Annotated in this window: 15 protein-coding genes; 2 read left to right on the top strand and 13 right to left on the bottom strand. The window is 66.0% G+C overall.

The genetic code is table 11. The features are described 5' to 3' along the window. Positions 1–146 precede the first annotated feature (146 nt). The 6 genes from ASF61_RS14535 to fliF form a co-directional block, all read right to left on the bottom strand. Positions 147–1757, bottom strand: coding sequence for a flagellar hook-length control protein FliK (locus ASF61_RS14535; protein WP_056157034.1), 1611 nt, complete (start codon positions 1755–1757; stop codon positions 147–149). A gap of 30 nt (positions 1758–1787) precedes the next feature. Beyond that, a complete protein-coding gene (gene fliJ, locus ASF61_RS14530; RefSeq protein ID WP_056157031.1) occupies positions 1788–2228 on the bottom strand; it encodes a flagellar export protein FliJ in 441 nt (146 codons plus the stop codon). A gap of 37 nt (positions 2229–2265) precedes the next feature. Further along, entirely contained in the window at positions 2266–3582 is a 1317-nt protein-coding gene (gene fliI, locus ASF61_RS14525) for a flagellar protein export ATPase FliI (RefSeq protein WP_229205894.1), read from the bottom strand. A gap of 520 nt (positions 3583–4102) precedes the next feature. Continuing rightward, positions 4103–4870, bottom strand: a complete 768-nt coding sequence (locus ASF61_RS14520; protein ID WP_056157028.1) for a flagellar assembly protein FliH — start codon at positions 4868–4870, stop codon at positions 4103–4105. A gap of 17 nt (positions 4871–4887) precedes the next feature. Then, on the bottom strand, positions 4888–5886 hold the full coding sequence (gene fliG / locus ASF61_RS14515) for a flagellar motor switch protein FliG (RefSeq protein WP_056157026.1): 999 nt from the start codon (positions 5884–5886) through the stop codon (positions 4888–4890). Continuing rightward, positions 5879–7627, bottom strand: coding sequence for a flagellar basal-body MS-ring/collar protein FliF (gene fliF / locus ASF61_RS14510; protein WP_056157024.1), 1749 nt, complete (start codon positions 7625–7627; stop codon positions 5879–5881). The genes fliG and fliF overlap by 8 nt, the downstream gene beginning before the upstream one ends. 256 nt (positions 7628–7883) lie before the next feature. Between fliF and fliE the strand changes: the two genes are divergently transcribed. Next, on the top strand, positions 7884–8228 hold the full coding sequence (gene fliE / locus ASF61_RS14505) for a flagellar hook-basal body complex protein FliE (RefSeq protein WP_056157022.1): 345 nt from the start codon (positions 7884–7886) through the stop codon (positions 8226–8228). 847 nt (positions 8229–9075) lie between these two features. Here fliE and ASF61_RS14500 read toward each other — a convergent pair. Then, a complete protein-coding gene (locus tag ASF61_RS14500) occupies positions 9076–9696 on the bottom strand; it encodes a cysteine hydrolase family protein (RefSeq protein WP_056157021.1) in 621 nt (206 codons plus the stop codon). 96 nt (positions 9697–9792) lie between these two features. On the opposite strand from ASF61_RS14500, the gene ASF61_RS14495 reads away from it, so the two are divergent. Further along, the gene (locus tag ASF61_RS14495; RefSeq protein WP_056157019.1) at positions 9793–10740 is read left to right on the top strand and encodes a GlxA family transcriptional regulator; all 948 of its coding nucleotides are present in this window, start codon (positions 9793–9795) and stop codon (positions 10738–10740) included. On the opposite strand, the gene ASF61_RS14490 is transcribed toward ASF61_RS14495, so the two are convergent. The 6 genes from ASF61_RS14490 to fliD are packed head-to-tail and all read right to left on the bottom strand — an operon-like array spanning position 10737 to position 16678. Then, positions 10737–11495, bottom strand: coding sequence for a flagellar brake protein (locus ASF61_RS14490; RefSeq protein WP_056157017.1), 759 nt, complete (start codon positions 11493–11495; stop codon positions 10737–10739). The two genes, ASF61_RS14495 and ASF61_RS14490, sit on opposite strands and share 4 nt — an antisense overlap. Before the next feature lie 15 nt (positions 11496–11510). Beyond that, positions 11511–11846: an EscU/YscU/HrcU family type III secretion system export apparatus switch protein gene (locus ASF61_RS14485; protein ID WP_056158159.1), complete on the bottom strand. Its 336-nt coding sequence runs from the start codon at positions 11844–11846 to the stop codon at positions 11511–11513. Further along, the gene (locus tag ASF61_RS14480; protein WP_056157015.1) at positions 11836–13179 is read right to left on the bottom strand and encodes a flagellar hook-length control protein FliK; all 1344 of its coding nucleotides are present in this window, start codon (positions 13177–13179) and stop codon (positions 11836–11838) included. The genes ASF61_RS14485 and ASF61_RS14480 overlap by 11 nt, the downstream gene beginning before the upstream one ends. 14 nt (positions 13180–13193) lie before the next feature. Continuing rightward, entirely contained in the window at positions 13194–13520 is a 327-nt protein-coding gene (locus ASF61_RS14475) for a flagellar protein FliT (RefSeq protein WP_056157014.1), read from the bottom strand. A 3-nt stretch (positions 13521–13523) separates the two neighbouring features. Then, positions 13524–13961, bottom strand: a complete 438-nt coding sequence (gene fliS, locus ASF61_RS14470) for a flagellar export chaperone FliS (protein ID WP_056157012.1) — start codon at positions 13959–13961, stop codon at positions 13524–13526. Positions 13962–13984: 23 nt separating this feature from the next. Then, positions 13985–16678 carry a flagellar filament capping protein FliD gene (gene fliD, locus ASF61_RS14465; RefSeq protein WP_056157010.1) on the bottom strand — a complete coding sequence of 898 codons (2694 nt, stop codon included), beginning with the start codon at positions 16676–16678 and terminating at the stop codon, positions 13985–13987. Between the last annotated feature and the right edge of the window lie 201 nt (positions 16679–16879).

Genomic DNA, 16879 nt, shown 5'->3' with positions numbered 1-16879 from the left:
AATCGGTACCGCCATTATGTCATTATCGCTTGTGCCTGCGCAGCAAGATCGACCGAAAAGAGGGGCGAACCCCCGCTTGCTCGGTGTTTCCTTAGTGGAACATGCAACAAGTCCGGCGCTGTGGATGGGGCCGGGCGGGAAGCCGTTCAGGCGAAGGTATCGACCGCGCCGTTGTCGAGCCGCACCGTGCGGGTGGTCGCGGCAGCGCTCACGCCGCCAATCTCGCCGCTGCCACCGTTACCGCTGGCAAGGCTGCTGCGCCCGCGCTGGTCGTTGCGGCCATTGTCCTGGGCCATGCGCGCGCTGGCGCTCTGGTCGCCCGAGGACACGGTGGCATTGCCGAGCATGATGCCGGCGTCGCCCATCATTTCGCGCAGCCGGGGCAGGGCGGCTTCGAGCGCCTGGCGCACCTCCGGCGCGGCCGCGGTGAAGGCGGCCGTGGCCTGGTCCTTGTTCACGCTCAGCACCACTTGCAGTGGCCCGAGGTCGGGCGGGTTGAGCTCCATAGTGGCGCTGTGCTCGCCGCCGGCTGCCATGAAGATCACTTTCTGCCCCAGTTGCTGGTCCCACGCGGGCGTGCCCACGCGGCTGTACAGCGTGGTGGCCGGGGCGGCGGCCCTGGCGACCTCCGGCGCAGCGGCGGCGCCGGCGGCCTGCGCATGGGCTGGCGACACCGTGGCCGCAGTTGCCTCCTTGGCAGCGAGCGCGGCGTCGCTGTCGGCCCTGGCGTCGCCACCGGCCGTGGCAGCGGCCAGGTGCTGGCCGAATTTGCCGGTGTCGGCTGGCGACACCGCGTTGGCGCCGGGCGCGTTGCCGGCGCTGGCGGCCGCGTCGCCTGCTGCTGCCGTTGCCGAAGCGCTTGCCGACGTGGCCGCCCCTACGCCGGCTGCCTTGGCGCCAGCAGCCGGCGTGACGCCGGACGCTTTGCCGTCGTGCGGTTCTTTGGCCGCCTGTTGCGCCAGTTCGGCGCGCAGCGACGTCAGGCTGCTGCCGGCGTCGGCATCGCTGCCGGTCGCCGGGGCGTGCAGGGCGTCGGCTGCGCGGCCGAGCGCGGCCTTGAAGTCTGCATCGGTCATGGCGGGCGCATCGGCACCGTCGGCCGTGGCCCCGGTGCTGGCCTCGGCTGCAGTGAGCGCGGCCAGGGTGGCGGCATCGACCGCTTTCGACGCACCCGCTGCGCTGCCATGCTCGCCGCCGGCCACGGCTGCTGCGGCATCGCTTGCCGTCTGCGCCGCGCTGCCATCGACGCGCTGGTTGTAGGCCGCCACCAGGGCCAGCATGGCGGTCATGGGGTCGGCTGGCTGGCCGGCACCCGGCTGCTGGGCGGCGTCGTGATCGCTATCGTCGTCGCCGCTGCCGGCCTGGCTGGCGCCGCCGGTGCCGGTGGCTGCAGCGGCCTGTTGTTCGGCCGGCTTGGCTTCGGCGCGCCGGTCGGCGGCTTTATCCTGCTGCGCCGGCCTGGCAGCTGCCTGTGGCCTGGCGTCGGCGGCGCGGCTGGCCGCCTGGCGCTCGGCGGCCCGCGCTTCGGTGGTCCTGGCCTCCGCGTTCCTCGCTTCGGCATTCCTGGTCGCGGCACTTCTTGCCTCGGCATTCCTGGCCGACTGGCGCTGGTCGAGCTGCTGCGACAGCGCCTGTTTGAAGGCATCGTTGGCGCCACCGGCGCCGAGGTCGGCCTTGGCCTGGCTGGCGGCGAGGCTGGCCTGGGTGGACTTGGGGGACGTGGTGGCGTTCAGCGACGGGAGGAAGGCGTTTTGCATGGTGGACGGTGATGTCGGGGGATCGGAAAATCAGCGCTTGTAAAACGCCTGGCGTGCAGCGTGCTCGTCCATCTGCTTCTGGTCGCGCTTGTTTTCGAGCTTGAGCGCCACAGCGTCGGCGCGCTCGTTCAGGGTCGAATACGACACCCGCTTGCGCTCGGCCGTTTGCCAGGCCAGCTTTTCCTGCTCGCCGCGCTGCTCGGCGCGCACGACCATGTCCTGCTGGCCCTTGACGGCCACATCGAGCTTGTCCATGAAGGCCTGGAAGTTGCGGTAGGCCATGGGCGTGATGCCGGCCAGTTGCGCATCCTGGAAGCGCTTGACGTATTCCTCGCGGTAGCCGACCAGCATCTCGTGTTTTTGGCGCGCGTCGTCCACCGCCTTCAGCGCGGCGCCCAGGCGCTTGGCCGCATCGTCGGTTTCGCGGCGCGCCAGGTCGATCAGGGTTTCGAGTTGTGCTTTGGAAGCCATAATGACACCGATTATAGGTCGCGGCTTGCGCCGTCAATCAGTTGAACAGCGTGGTAAGTTGCCCCAAGCTCTCGTCCATGGTCACCCGTTCGGTAATCTGCTGCTGCAGGAAATGCTCGATTTTATCGTGCAGCACAATCGCCTGGTCCAGCACGGGGTCGGTACCTGCAGCATACGCGCCTACGCTGATCAGGTCACGGCTGCGTTCGTAGCGTGAAAACAACTGTTTCAGCTGGCGCGCGCGCTGCTGGTGCTCGTGCGGGGTGATCGAGTGCATGGCGCGGCTGATCGATTGCTCGATGTCGATGGCAGGATAGTGGCCGGCCTCGGCCAGGCGGCGGTTGAGCACGATGTGGCCGTCCAGGATCGCGCGCGCCGAGTCGGCGATCGGATCCTGCTGGTCGTCGCCCTCGGTCAGCACGGTGTAGAAGGCGGTGATCGAGCCGCCGCCCAGTTCGCCGTTGCCGGCCCGTTCCACCAGCACCGGCAGCTTGGCGAACACCGACGGCGGATAACCCTTGGTGGCAGGCGGTTCGCCGATCGCCAGGGCGATTTCGCGCTGCGCCATCGCGTAGCGGGTCAGCGAATCCATGATCAGCAGCACGTTCATGCCCTTGTCGCGGAAGTGCTCGGCAATGGCGGTGGAATAGGCCGCGCCCTGCAGGCGCATCAGCGGCGGCGTGTCGGCCGGGGCGGCCACCACGACCGAGCGCGCCAGGCCTTCCTCGCCCAGGATCTGCTCGATGAATTCCTTGACCTCGCGTCCGCGTTCGCCGATCAGCCCGACGACGATGATGTCGGCCTCCGTGTAGCGCGCCATCATGCCCAGCAACACCGATTTGCCGACGCCGGAACCGGCGAACAGGCCCATGCGCTGGCCCCGTCCCACGGTCAGCATGGCGTTGATCGAGCGCACGCCCACGTCCAGCGTATCGACGATCGGCGCGCGGCCCAGCGGATTGGCGGGGCGGGTGTTGACGGGGGCGCTGTCGGATGCGTTGAGCGGGCCCAGGCCATCGAGCGGGCGGCCCGCTGCATCGAGCACGCGGCCCAGCAGCTCGGGCCCGACCGGCAGGTGGCGCGCGCGGTCGCTGGGACGGCGGCGCGGGTGGTTGACGGTGCCGGGACGCGGAATCGCCGGCTCCACCGGGAACACGCGGGTGCCCGGCACCACGCCTTCGACATCGCTCTGCGGCATCAGGAACAGCTTGTCGCCTTCGAAGCCGACCACTTCGGCCTCGATCCGCCCGCCCGATGGCAGCGGCACCGTACAGGCCGCACCGACGGCCAGGCGCAGACCCACCGCTTCCATCACCAGCCCGGCCACGCGGGTGACGCGGCCCGAGACCTGCATCGGCTCGACGAACCCGACCAGCGCCGCGCAGTCGCCGAGATAGGCTTGCCAGCGGCTGGCGTGCGGGTTGGGGGCTGCTGCCGGTGCTGCTGCGCTGGCGGCGGCCGGTGGCGCTGCGGCGCCAGCGTCTGCAGTGCCTGCAGCCGAACCGGTTGCGGGGGCGGTTCCCGGGTATAGCGCTGGCGCCGCTGTCGAGGGCGCCGCCGCCAATGCGGAATGTGCCGCTGCTGTCGCAGCAGGCGCGGAAGCAGTTTGCGCGGTTGCCGGCGTCACCGGCGCCGGAGCCCGCTGCGCGGCTGTCGCCGCTGTGGGTGACGTCGATTGTGCTATTGCCGGCGCTGCGGCGGCCGTCGGGCCGGGGGAAGCTGGCGCCGGCATGTCGCGATCGTCCGGCAAGTCGAGCCCGGCCGGCAAGCGGGTTTGCAGCGCGGGCGGCAGTTCGTCGGGCGGCAGGATCAGGCCTTCGGCCGGCTGCTGCGCCGCGTCGGTTGCATCGGGCGTGGGGATGTCGGCGCTCATGTCAGTCCAGCCAGCCGATGTCCTTGGCCAGCGCATTGGTCAGGCGTTCCCAGCGGGCGGCAGCGGTGGCGTCGATCTGGTTGCTGGCGGTATCGACCTTGCAGCCGCCACGGCCGACGCTGGCGTCGAGCACCACGCGCCAGCCGCCCTTGGCCAGTTCCTCGCCGAGGCCGGCCTTGACCACCTCGGCGTCGTCCGGGTGCAGTACCAGCAGCGCCGGCTGCTGCAGCACGGGTAAATATTCGATGGCGTCGCGCACGATGGGAATGACCAGCTCGGGCTTGGCGGGCAGGGCGGTCTTGAGCATGCCTTTGGCCAGCTGCAACGCCAGTTCCAGCACGTCGTTGGCGATCAGCTGGTCGGCCTCGCGCAGCGCGGTGCCGAAACTGTCGGCCAGGGCGCGCACGTGGACCAGCGCCTCGTCGGTAAGTTTCTTACCCGCTTCCAGCGCTTCCTGGCGGCCGTCGGCATGGCCGGCCTGGTGGCCTTCCTCGTAGCCCGAGGTGCGCGCCTCCTCGCGGATCGCTTCCAGTTCCTCGACGGTCGGATAAACGATGGGCGGCGGCACCGGCGGGCCGATGTCGGCCAGTTCCTGCTGCGCTTCGAGTTCTTCGTACACGCGCTGTTCGGCGTCGAGGCGCGCCTGTTCGGCTTCCTGCGCGCGCTGCTGAGCCTCGCGCTCGGCCACCACGCTGGCGCGTTCGTCGCCGAACGACGTCATTTCCCAGCGCTGGAAGGCGGTCTGCTTTTCTCTTGGTATGGTGGACATGAACTACCGGGCAATCATTAAACGAAGGAATCCTCGCCCTTGCCGCCGAGGACGATCTGTCCTTCGTCGGCCAGGCGGCGCACGATCTGCAGGATCTGCTTCTGCTGGCTTTCCACTTCCGACAGCCGGACCGGGCCTTTCGACTCCAGGTCTTCGCGCATCATTTCGCTGGCGCGTGCCGACATGTTCTTGAAGATCTTTTCGCGCAGCTCCTGCGACGCGCCCTTCAGGGCCACGATCAGCATCTCGGACTGCACCTCGCGCAGCAGCAGCTGGATGCCGCGGTCGTCGATGTCGATCACGTTGTCGAACACGAACATCTCGTCCATGATCTTCTGCGCCATGTCGTTGTCGTAGTTCTTGATGTTGTCCATCACCGAACTTTCCTGCTCGCCGCTCATGAAGTTGAGGATCTCGGCAGCCGTGCGCACGCCGCCCAGCGACGATTTCTTGATGTTCTCGTTACCGGACAGCAGCTTGGTCAGCACGTCGTTGAGCTCGCGCAGCGCGGCCGGCTGCACGCCGTCGAGCGTGGCGATGCGCAGCACCACGTCGTTGCGCAGACGGTCGGTGAAGTGGCTGAGGATTTCGCAGGCCTGGTCGCGCTCCAGGTGGACCAGGATGGTGGCGATGATCTGCGGGTGTTCGTTGCGGATCAGCTCGGCGACCGATTGCGAATCCATCCATTTCAGCGATTCGATACCGGACGCATCCTTGCCGCCCAGGATGCGCGAGAGCAGCACCGACGCCTTGTCGTCGCCGAGCGCCTTGGTCAGCACCTGGCGGATGTATTCGTCGGAATCGAGGCCCACGGTGGACGCGGCGGCCACCATGTCGCGGAAGTTTTCCAGCGTACTCACCACCTCTTCGTGCGGCACGTTTTTCATGGTCGCCATCGAGGCGCCGAGCTTGAGCACTTCGCGCGGGCCGAGGAATTTCATCACCTCGGCCGCCTCGCTCTCGCCCATGGCCAGCATCAGGATTGCTGCCTTTTGAAGTCCGGTATTCTCAGTCATTTGCGCCTATCCAGTCCTTGATGATGTTGGCGACGATACGCGGATCGTCGACCGCCAGTTTTTTCGCCATGGCGAGGTTTTCGCGGTACGAGCGCACGGTGTTTTCTTCCATCTTGCGCAGTTCCTCTTCGGCGATCAGCGCCTCGTCCGGGCCTTCCTCGATGACTTCTTCCGGTACTTCCGGTTCCGGTTCCGGCGTGTTGATCTCGTCGATTTTCTTGAACACGGGCCGCATCATCGGCCGCACGATGCGCAGCACGATGTACAGCAGGATCAGGGCCGTGATCAGGAATTTGGCCAGGTCCTTGGCCATCGGCAGGTTGGCCGGATCGCGCCACCAGTCGAGCGGCTTCTCGAACGGCCGATCGACGCCGTCGAACGGCGAATTGGCCACGCTGACGGCGTCGCCGCGGTCCTGGTTGTAGCCCATCGCCTGCTTGACCAGGTCGTTGATCTTGGCCATCTCTTCCGGCGTATAGGCCTTGATCGTGACCTTGCCATCCTTGTCGATGATGCGCTTGTAGTTGACCGCCACTGCCACCGTCAGCCGGCGCAGGCCGCCCATGCCGCGCGACTCGTAGCGCACGGTCTTGTCCACTTCGTAATTGGTGGTCGATTCCTTGTGGGTGGGCGTGGCGGCCGCATTGGCTGCCGGGGTGCCGGTCGGCGTGCCCGGTGCGGGCGGTACGGCGCCGGCGCCGCCGGCGATCTGGTCGAGCGGCGCAGTCGCCGTGCCGGGCGGCTGGTTCGACAGCGCGCCGGGAATGCCGCCCGGGTTGGCGGGCGCACCGCCGTTGGTTTCCGTGCTTTGCTGGCTGCGGATGGCCGAGGCGGCCGGCGGCGAGTTCGGCTTGAAGGTTTCGGCAGCCTGTTCGATCTGCGAGAAATCGACGTCGGCCGTCGCTTCGGCGCGCACATTGCCTTCGCCGACGATGGGGATGATGATCGACTCGACCTGCTTGATGATCTGCGTCTGCATGTCCTTGACATACTTGAGCTGCGTTTCATCCATGTTCTTGGCGTTCAGGCCCGATTTCTTGTTCTGGTCCGAAATCAGGTTGCCGGCCTGGTCCACCACGGTGACGTTGGCCGGCATCAGTTCCGGCACGCTCGAGGCCACCAGGTGGACGATGGCGGCCGTCTGCGACGGATCGAGCATGCGGTTCGGGTGCAGCGTCAGCAGCACGGAGGCGGTCGGCTTTTGCTGGTCGCGCACGAACACGGACGGTTTCGGCAATGCCAAGTGCACGCGCGCGTTTTCCACCGCCGCCAGCGACTGGATCGAGCGCGCCAGCTCGCCCTCGAGCGCGCGCTGGTAGTTGACCTGCTCCAGGAATTGCGAGACGCCGAGCTTCTGGTTTTCCATCAGCTCGAAGCCGACATTGCCGCCCTTGGGCAGGCCGAGCGCAGCCAGCTTCAGGCGCGCATCGTGGACTTGCTCGGTGGGCACCAGGATCGCCGTGCCGTTCTCGGAAAACTTGTGCTTGATGTTGAGCTTGTCCAGCTCGGCCGTGATGGCGCCGCCGTCGCGGTCGGTGTAATTGGAAAACAGCACGCCGTAGTCGGGCGCCTTGTTCCACAGGTACAGGCCGATCAACACCGCCACGATGGCAGCCGCCGCCCCGCCGCGCAAGACGTTGCGGCCCATCGGCGTTTGCAGGAACGGCAGGCGTTCGGCGCCGTCATCGACAGCGGCGGCGGGCTGCGTGGTGGCAGGGTCGAGTTGTTCGGCTACGGCCATGATGGTTCAATTCCGGGTACGTGGGAGGGGGGAGCGTGACGTCCATTATCACTTGACCCCCGGCAATTCAAACGCCTGAATAGCGCGCTGTTTCCGGTCCTGCTCGATCCAGGGCGCTTGCCCCGGTCTTGGTAATCTGTCAGCGCTACATAAAGGAACCGCGTCATCCAGGGCGTTCGGTATTGTAACGCCGCAGCACGCGAAAACGTGAAATTTGTTTCGTTAAAGCAACGCCAAGAGCATAACAGGAGTCGTAATGAGAACCGGTGGAATCGATAGCAGCCAGATCCAGTCCATGATCGCGCAGCTGAAGGCGCACGCCACGCGCCCGCAGCTGACCCCGCCCGTGGTGCAGACCGAAACGGTGGCCGCGCCCAAGGCGGAATTCTCGGACGCCCTGAAAACCGCGCTCGACTCGGTCAACGCTTCCCAGGTCAAGTCCAGCGAGATGGGCAAGCGCTTTGCCATGGGCGACGACAGCGTCAGTCTGTCGGACCTGATGATCACGATGCAGAAGTCGAGCATCAACTTTCAGGCGGCGATTCAGGTGCGCAACAAGCTGGTGACGGCTTATCACGACATCATGAACATGCAAGTCTAGCGGCTGCGAGTCCCCAGGAGTCGTTGCAGCGGCTTGCCGTGCTAACGCACTGTCTGCGCCGCTGCGCCTCGCCCTGRGCGCTTTCAAGCAGCTGCTGCGGCTGCGGTGTGATTCATAAGGAACTCATGGGTATTTTCGCTTTTTTCCGGGGNCGAGTCCCCAGGAGTCGTTGCAGCGGCTTGCCGTGCTAACGCACTGTCTGCGCCGCTGCGCCTCGCCCTGGGCGCTTTCAAGCAGCTGCTGCGGCTGCTACTTAGTCCCAGGACTTCRTTGCAGCGGCTTGCCGTGCTAACGCACTGTCTGCGCCGCTGCGCCTCGCCCTGAGCGCTTTCAAGCAGCCGCTGCGGCTGCGAGTCCCCAGGAGTCGTTGCAGCGGCTTGCCGTGCTARCGCACTGTCTGCGCCGCTGCGCCTCGCCCCGGGTGCTTTCAAGCAGCCGCTGCGGCTGCAACTTAGTCCCAGGACTTCGTTGCAGCGGCTTGCCGTGCTGGCGTACTGTCTGCGCCGCTGCGCCTCGCCCCGGGCGCTTTCAAGCAGCCGCTGCGGCTGCCACTTAGTCCCAGGACTTCATTGCAGCGGCTTGCCGTGCTAGCGCACTGTCTGCGCCGCTGCGCCTGGCCCTGGGCGCTTTCAAGCAGCCGCTGCGGCTGCGAGTCCCCAGGAGTCGTTGCAGCGGCTTGCCGTGCTAACGCACTGTCTGCGCCGCTGCGCCTCGCCCTGRGCGCTTTCAAGCAGCTGCTGNCGAGTCCCCAGGAGTCGTTGCAGCGGCTTGCCGTGCTAACGCACTGTCTGCGCCGCTGCGCCTCGCCCTGGGCGCTTTCAAGCAGCTGCTGCGGCTGCGGTGTGATTCATTGCCGCGCGCGCTGGTTGGACAGGACGATGTTGTCTTTTTCCAGCGCCACGCCATCAGTCACCGCCTTGATCCAGGCTGCGGTGTCGGTCACTGCCGCGAAGTTCGAGTGGAATACCACGCTGAATACGCGGTGGATCTCTTCCGCGCTGGCTTTGCCGGCGCCGTTCTCGTAGGCGAGCGATCCGCTCGCGTCTGCCAAAAACTCGACCTGCCAGCCCGCGTGCGCAGCCTGCAAGATCGTCGAGGCGTTACAGTTGTGGGTCATGTAGCCGGCTACCGTCAAGGTGTCGATCCGGTGCGCCGTGAGCCAGTCGGCAAGGTCGGTGCCGGCAAAGACGCTGGCCTGGGTCTTGTGCACGCGGTGGTCGGCCGGGCGCGCTGCGACGTCCGGGTGCAGGGCCCAGCCGGGCGAGTCGATCGCGAAGACGGGCGCGCCGGCTGGCGTGCCGTGCTGCACCACGATCACCGGCAGGCCGTGCGCGGTAGCCGTGTCCATCGCCAGCGTGATATGGGGCAGCGATGTGGCGACCGGCGGATAGGTGATCGGCAGCTTGCCGGTGAAGTACTCGTTCTGGACGTCGATCACGAGCAGGGCGCGGCGTGGGGCGGTGGGCATGGCAGGGTCTCCTGAAAAGATGATGAGCTGCGATTGTCGGTCCGCCATCGCCTGCGGGCCAGTGGCCTGAAGGCATCGATACGATACAATCGGGCCATGCCCATCATTCCTATCCAAGTCGCCGTGATCGCTTTTGACGGCATTACCCCGTTCCACCTGTCGGTGCCGTCGCTGGTGTTCGAGGCGGCGCGCGACGGCCGTTTCGCGGTACGGGTGTGTGCCGTCGAGGGCGCTTCATTGAGCACCTCGGCCGGCTTTTCGATCGTGGCCGGGCACGGCCTCGCCGCGCTCGATACGGCCGAGCTGGTGGTGATGCCTTCGTGGCATGACGATTGCCGGCCGGCGCCGGCGGTCCTGCTTGACGCGCTGCGGCGGGCGCATGGCCGCGGGGCGCGGGTGATGGGGCTGTGCCTGGGGGCGTTCGTGCTGGCCGAGGCCGGCCTATTGGATGGCAAGACCGCCACCACCCACTGGGCTTATGCAGGGCAGCTGGCGCAGCGTTTTCCCCGCGTGCAGGTCGACAGCGACGTGTTGTACGTGGACCAGGGCGACGTGCTGACAGCAGCCGGCGTTGCTGCCGGGCTCGATTGCTGCCTGCACCTGCTGCGCCAGCTGTGCGGCGCTGCGCTGGCCAATGCGGTGGCGCGCCAGCTGGTGATTGCGCCGCACCGCCAGGGCGGCCAGGCGCAGTTCATCGAACGGCCGTTGCCGGTCTCGCGCAGCGACGGCCGCTTTGCCGAGGTGCTGGCCTGGGTCGCAGCGCGGCTCGAGCAAGCCCATGGCATCGACAATCTGGCTGCCCGGGCGGCCATGAGCCGGCGCCATTTCACGCGCCACTTCCGCCAGGCGACCGGCACGTCGTTCAAGCAGTGGTTGCTGGCGCAGCGGCTGGCGCAGGCGCGGCGGCTGCTGGAGAGCAGCGACGCCGCCATCGAGCTGGTGGCGCAACAGGCGGGATTCGGATCGGCCCTGTCGCTGCGCCAGCATTTCAAGGCGACGCTGCAGTTGTCACCCTCGGCCTATCGCAAGGGCTACCGCAATTAGTTCAGGCCGGCGATGCGGGCATTGCGCTCGCGTTCGAGCTTGGTGATGTAGCGTTGAACGTACGCGAGCATGCTGCGCTGGATGTCGGAAAATTCGCAGCCGAGGCGGCGGTTGGTCTTGTTGTTGAGCAGAGTCATGTCCAGCGAGTTGCGCACCTGCAGCGACGTGGTCACGGCGCCGATCTCGGGCAGGTCGATGCGGCAGCCGGTAAACACCTTGCCGATCGCGTCGCCCAGCAGCATCTTGTTGTCGAGAATGGCAATGCCGCCGCAGCTGATGTCGGCCAGCGGGAAGCTGGTGTTGCCGCCCAATTCGTCCGGCAGCGGAATCACCACGCGCACCGGGTTGGTCACAGGCGTACTCATGCGATAAAACTCACGGCGCTGCAGCCGGATTAGGGTCGGCGGCACGCTGATGCGAAATGCCGGCTCGCCCTCGTGGGTAATGGTCTCGATGCGTTCGGCAGCAAACAGGATGCGCACCTTGTCGAGCGTGGTTTCGAACGAGAGCCGCTGGGCGCGGGCGATGCGCCGGTTCTGTTCCTCATCGATCGACGTGTCGAGCACCACGCTGTCACGCTGGTCGTCCACCTCCAGGATCGAGGTCACGCAGACATCGGTCTCGCCTTCGATCAGCATGCGGATCAGCTGGTTTTTCTGACCGATGTTGCGCAGCAGGGCGACGATCTCCTTGCGCGCTTCGATCTCGAAATCGTGCCAGTTTTCCAATTCCGCGTCCTGAAAATGAGGGTACATCGAAGGCCAGTCAAGTCAAAGTGAAGTATCGCCGGGAGGTAGGCTGAGGTCGGGAGCCGCCGGCAGCGGCTGGCCGGACTTTTGCGCAGATTCAATATAATAGAGCCACGCCAACAGTTCCGCAATCGTGCGATATAGCATGGGAGGGATTTGTTGATCGAGATCCACGTCCATGAGCAAAGAAACAAGTTCCTTCGACTCGTGGATGTGCACGCCTGCTTCGAGCGCCACGCCGATGATCTGCTCGGCCACCAGGCCACGACCCTTGGCCACCACCTTGGGCGCCGGGGCGCCTTCCTGGTAGGCCAGGGCGACGGCCTGCTGCAGCGGCTTGCGCGCGTCAGCGACCATGGTCGCCCCCGGGCGCCGCCCCGTCATCGGCTTGCGTGATCGCCAGCGACGACAGCAGCGCGCCGGCAGCTGCCATCGCCGATTCGAACCGGCCGGCGTAGGCGCGCAACGCATCGGCCGCATCGCCGGTGTCGGTATTGAGCTGCACGTGGACCTGGTCGCCCACCATGGTCACCGTGGCAGCTACCTGGCCCAGCGCCGGCAGCCGGAACCGCACGCCGCTGCGCCATACCGGGTCCTGGCCGTCGCCCTCGTGCGGCGCGTGTTGCTGGCGGCTGCCGTCGCGCTGCTCGCGCTTGACTTCCCATTGCATGGCCTGACCGGGCCACGCTTCGCCGTTCCATTGCACGCGGCCCTGCTCGTGGGTGTGCAACTGCTGGTTGACCATTTGCGCCGGCGTCAGGTCGCCGCCCGGCCCCAGGCGCGCCAGCGCTTCGCCCGACTGCTGGGCCAGCCGCTGCAACTGCTGCATCTGCTGCATTTGCGGCTCGCGCATCAGGTCGGCCAGCGGCCGCTCGCCCTTGACCCACTCGGTGACATGCGATTCGTAGAACAGCCCGCTCTTGGAAATCGTGTCGCTCAGTTTCTGGGCCAGCTTGTCGGTATCGGGCGCAGCATTGCCGAACAGGGCAGTCTTGCCGACCAGCGCCAGTTGCGCCATCTGGCCGCCGGCCGGCAGCATGGTGGCCAGCGCGCGCGCGGTCGGGCTCAGTGTCGATTGCGGCGTGGTGTGGTCCAGTCCCGGCAGGTCGGCGCTGGCGGTCAGCGGCGCCTTGCCCAGCAGGATGGCGCCCAGGCTCTGCGGCCGGGCGCCCTCGGCGCCGGCAGCGCGCCCGCCCTGGGCGGTCGCAGGATCGGCGGCCGGCCGGGCATCTGCCTTTAACGCCGACTCTGCAGCCGCCTCGGCGCCGGCGGGCAGGCCGGCCGCGACACTGCCGCGCGCATTGCCCGGCAGCGTGGCCGGCGCGCTTTGCGAGGCCAGCAGCGTCGGCTGGCCGTCGCCATCGGGATAGACGACGGTGGCGCCGGTGGTGCCGGTACCGAACTGGAAAGTAGGGCGGGGGGAGGCGCTGAGCACGGTCAGCGAGACTGCGGCGCCGGTCTTGACGTCGGCCGGCAACATCATGCGCACGTTCTGCTCGGCGACCTTGACCAGGGCGCTGCCGTCGCTGAACCGCGACTGCACGACGGCCGGCACATTCTGGCCGACCAGGCCTTGCAGCGCCTTTTGCAGCGCCACTTGGCCCTGGCGATTGTCGCCGACTGCGACGCCGCTGCCGGCGCCGTCGGACTGGCCGACCGGCCGGGTGCTGGCGTCAATGCGCGGCAACATGGCGCGCGCCTGCTTTAGACGTTGCCGTAGGCGTTAACCACACGCCGTTCGGTGCTGGTGGAACTGATCAGCTTGGACAATTGCGCCATCCACGGCATGGTGAGGTCGCGGATCTGGCGGTCGGCATTGAGCATCCGGCGGATCAGTTCGATCTTGCGTTCGCGGTCGGCGCCCGTCATCGGCGTTGCCGGTTCGGCGCGCAGCGTCTGCACGTGGGCAGCCACGCGCTGCTCGAGCGCAACCAGCGTATCCCAGTCGCTGGCGCTGGCGGCCTGCACCATCTGTTCGGTCAGTGCTGCCATGGCGGCGTAGGCGGATAAGGCTTCTTGATTCGTCATCATGGGTCAAACGCTCGCAAGATTGGTAGGTTGTGGGCGGCCGGTGACGGCAGGGGTGTCGGCAATGGCGTTCCAGGTATCACGCAAATCGATCAGCAGGCGCTGCACCTCTTCGACGATGCCGGCATCGTTCTGGATGTTGGCGGTCAGCAGGCGTCCGCTCATGTATTCGTACAGCGAATCGAGGCCTTCGGCGATCTCGCCACCGGCCTTTTTATCGAGCGCGGCGCGCAGGCCGCTGTCGATGATCAGGATGGCCTTGGACAGCGACTTTCCCTTTTCTGCAATGTTGCCACTGCGGATGGCGCCCAGGGCGCTGTTGAGGGCAACCAGCGCGCCGTCGTACAGCATGACGATCAGCTTGTGCGGGCTGGCGGCGACGACGCCGGTTTCCATGCCAACCTTGGCATAGGCATGCACGCCGGTCTGTCGAGATCCAAACATACTTTCTCTCCTTTAAATGGGCGTTATCTGTTCGCGGCCAACGCTGCCAATTGCTGCGTCAGGTAAGTCTGCGTGGAGTTCAGGCCAGCGATCATGGTATCGAGCGAGGAATACTGCTTGCGGTACCGGGCCTCGATGTCGACCAGGCGGGCCGAGAATTTATCGCGCTGCGCCGTGATGTCCTTGACGGTGTCGTTCAGTCCTTTGGTGCGGCTGGGAATGGCGCCGTTGGTACCGAGATAGCTGGTTGCCAGCGTATTGAGCTGATAGGCATACCCCTGGGAAAAACCGAACGTGCCGCGGTTGCCGATCGTATCGCCGGCAATGGTCAACTTCAGCCCATCGATCGGGGCACCAGCAGAACCGGTCAGGGTCTGGCCGTCCCCGGTGGCGGTGTAGCCGCCGATGGTGCCTTCGACATCGACGCCGTTGACCGATTTACCGCTGCCGAAAGCCACCGAGACGTCGGTGCCCGCCTCGTTGGCGACCGAGATGTTGGACTTCGAGCCATAGCGCGTGGACTCGAGCTTGAGTTTGCCGTCATCGCCGACGGTGGCCGACACGGTGGAGCCGGCCGAGGAGAAGCCGCTCACGCCATTGATGGTGGACTGCAACATCGAGGCCAGTTGGGTCGGGTTGTAGCTGCCGGCGGGAATTCTGACCGTCGCCGTACTGGTCAGCACGGACGGCGTGGTGTCGTTCAGGGTGACGGTCCACGACGTATCGGCTTCGATCACGGTTTCGGCCGGCAGCACATTGGTGCCTTGAATCACGCCCTTGCTGGCCAGCTTGGTGATATTGATCGCGTAGTCGCCTGCAGCGCTCTTGCCGGTGGAACTGACGAATTTCACGTCGGGGTCGGTACCGCGTCCCACTGCAGCGAACAGGCTGGCAATGTCGTTGTAATTATTGTCGATCGCCTTTTGCAGCTTCGCCGTATCGAGCGAGAGATTGCCGTCTTTTTGGAAGGCGATCCCCAGCTGGCCCAGGTTGGTCAGGGAACTGCCCTGCAAACCGGTAATGCTGCTCGACATCTGGCGACGGATATCGGCCTGCAGATTCCGCAGCGTGGAGTCGCCGAGCAGCGGGCCGCCGGTCTTGGTATCGGCGTTGTAGCCGCCCAGTTGCGTGAACTGCGAATTGAGGTCGTTATACGCCTTGACGAAACCGCTCACTGCGGTATTGAGCGAACTCGTGTCCTTGGTCACGCTCAGCGTGGAACTGCCGACCTTGGTAGCGCTGATGGTGACCCCGGTAATGGCGCCGGAGATCGAGGTGTTGGAACTGGTGACGTCGATACCGTTGACGGTTGCCTTGGTATCGGAGGCGGCCGCTTTCTGGCTGAGGTTTTGCGTGCCCGACGGGTCGTAGGCCAGCAGTTTGACCAGCTCACTGTCGGCCGGCTCGCCGCCAGAACCGGCAACCGAGATCTTCATGGTCGATGCTTGGCCGGTGGCAGTCGAGGTCAGGATCAGGCGGTTCGGCGTGGCGTTGGCACCCGTCGAACCATCGGAAACAATGCTGGCGGTGACGCCAAAGTTGCCCTTGTTGATCGCATCCATGATGCCGGTCAGCGAATTATTGCTGCTGTCGATGACGATATTACCGCTGGTGCGGTCGGCATCGGGCGCGAAGCTGGCGCCGAGGTAGGCACCGCCGATGCCGGCCGCAAAACCGGCGCCGGCCGGGTTGGAGCCGCCGATGTTGATCGGGCTGCCATCTGCGGAAACCAGCGAAATCGAGCCGACAGCCGTGGTGGTGGAACCGATGTTGGTGCCGCCGTTGTTGCCGATGCCGCCCTTTACCGAACCGGACACCGCTTCGGCGATGGCGACATTGCTGCCATCTGCATTGGTAAATTGCAGCGTACCATCCGCCGCCGTCCCGGTCACGGTGATATTGGCGTCGGCAAGTGCGCGCGCCACGGCGGTGTTGCCGGTCAGCGAAGCGTCGATCGACGCTGCCGTCACGCCACCGCTGGCGCCGGCAGCGATGTCTGCCTCCTGCACGGCGATTTCCACGCCCCCGACCGACAGCGAATACCGGCCGCCGCCACTGGTATCGACATTGCCGAAGCTGGTCGCGCCGCCGCTGCCGAACAGCGTGGCGCTGGTGACCGTGGGCGCCGCCTTGGCGGACACGCCGGTGGTACTGCTCTTGGCGTTGATGGCGTCGGCCAGCAGGCGTGCGCTGCGGGTCGTGCCATCGGTCGCAATGGCAGTGTTGTTGATGCTGAGCGCACCGGGCGTCAGGCCGCCGGTGCTCAGACTGGCGCCGAGCGTGGTGCCGGTCATGCCGAACGAGCCGCCGCTGACCGTTCCCAGCGAGAAATTAATGGTTGTCTTGCTGCCGAGCCCGATGGCTGCGGTGGTCGATTTGAAACCGCCCGAGGCCAGCGTCTGGGCTTGCGCGATCTGGGCGATATTGACGCGGTAACTGCCAGGCTTGGCAGTACTGAGCGCCGTGGCCGTAAAGATCGAGGTGTCGCCCGGCGCCGCCGCCATGGTCTGGAAGCTGGTCTGCGAGGTCAGGCCGGACAGGGCGGACTGGAAGGTGCCAAGGGCGCTCGACAGATTACCGAAAGCGGAAACCTGGCCCAGGAAACTGGCGGACTTCTTGTCGAATTGCGCGAGCGGCGCAGACTCCACCGCCATCAGCTTGGTGATGATGTCGTCGATCGGAAGACCTGATCCAATATTGGAGGTCGAGATAGCCACGTTACGCTCCTGTGTAAAACAATAATATAAGGCAATAACGGCAGAATCAAACCGGACTTGAGAGGGAAGAATACCCGCCAGTTCCCACTTAGCGAAAGAAAGTCGGGGCGGTGTTGCCGTTGCGGCAAAAGGGGGAAACGGCACGCAGGAATCAGCTTGCCATGCGGGAGAAAAAAACGGCGCGCACCAGGCGCGCCGTAC

The sequence above is a fragment of the Duganella sp. Leaf126 genome, from assembly GCF_001423125.1.
Taxonomy (GTDB): domain Bacteria; phylum Pseudomonadota; class Gammaproteobacteria; order Burkholderiales; family Burkholderiaceae_D; genus Rugamonas.
Note: the sequence above shows the minus strand (reverse complement) of the source record. Positions and strands in the feature narration are given on the sequence as shown.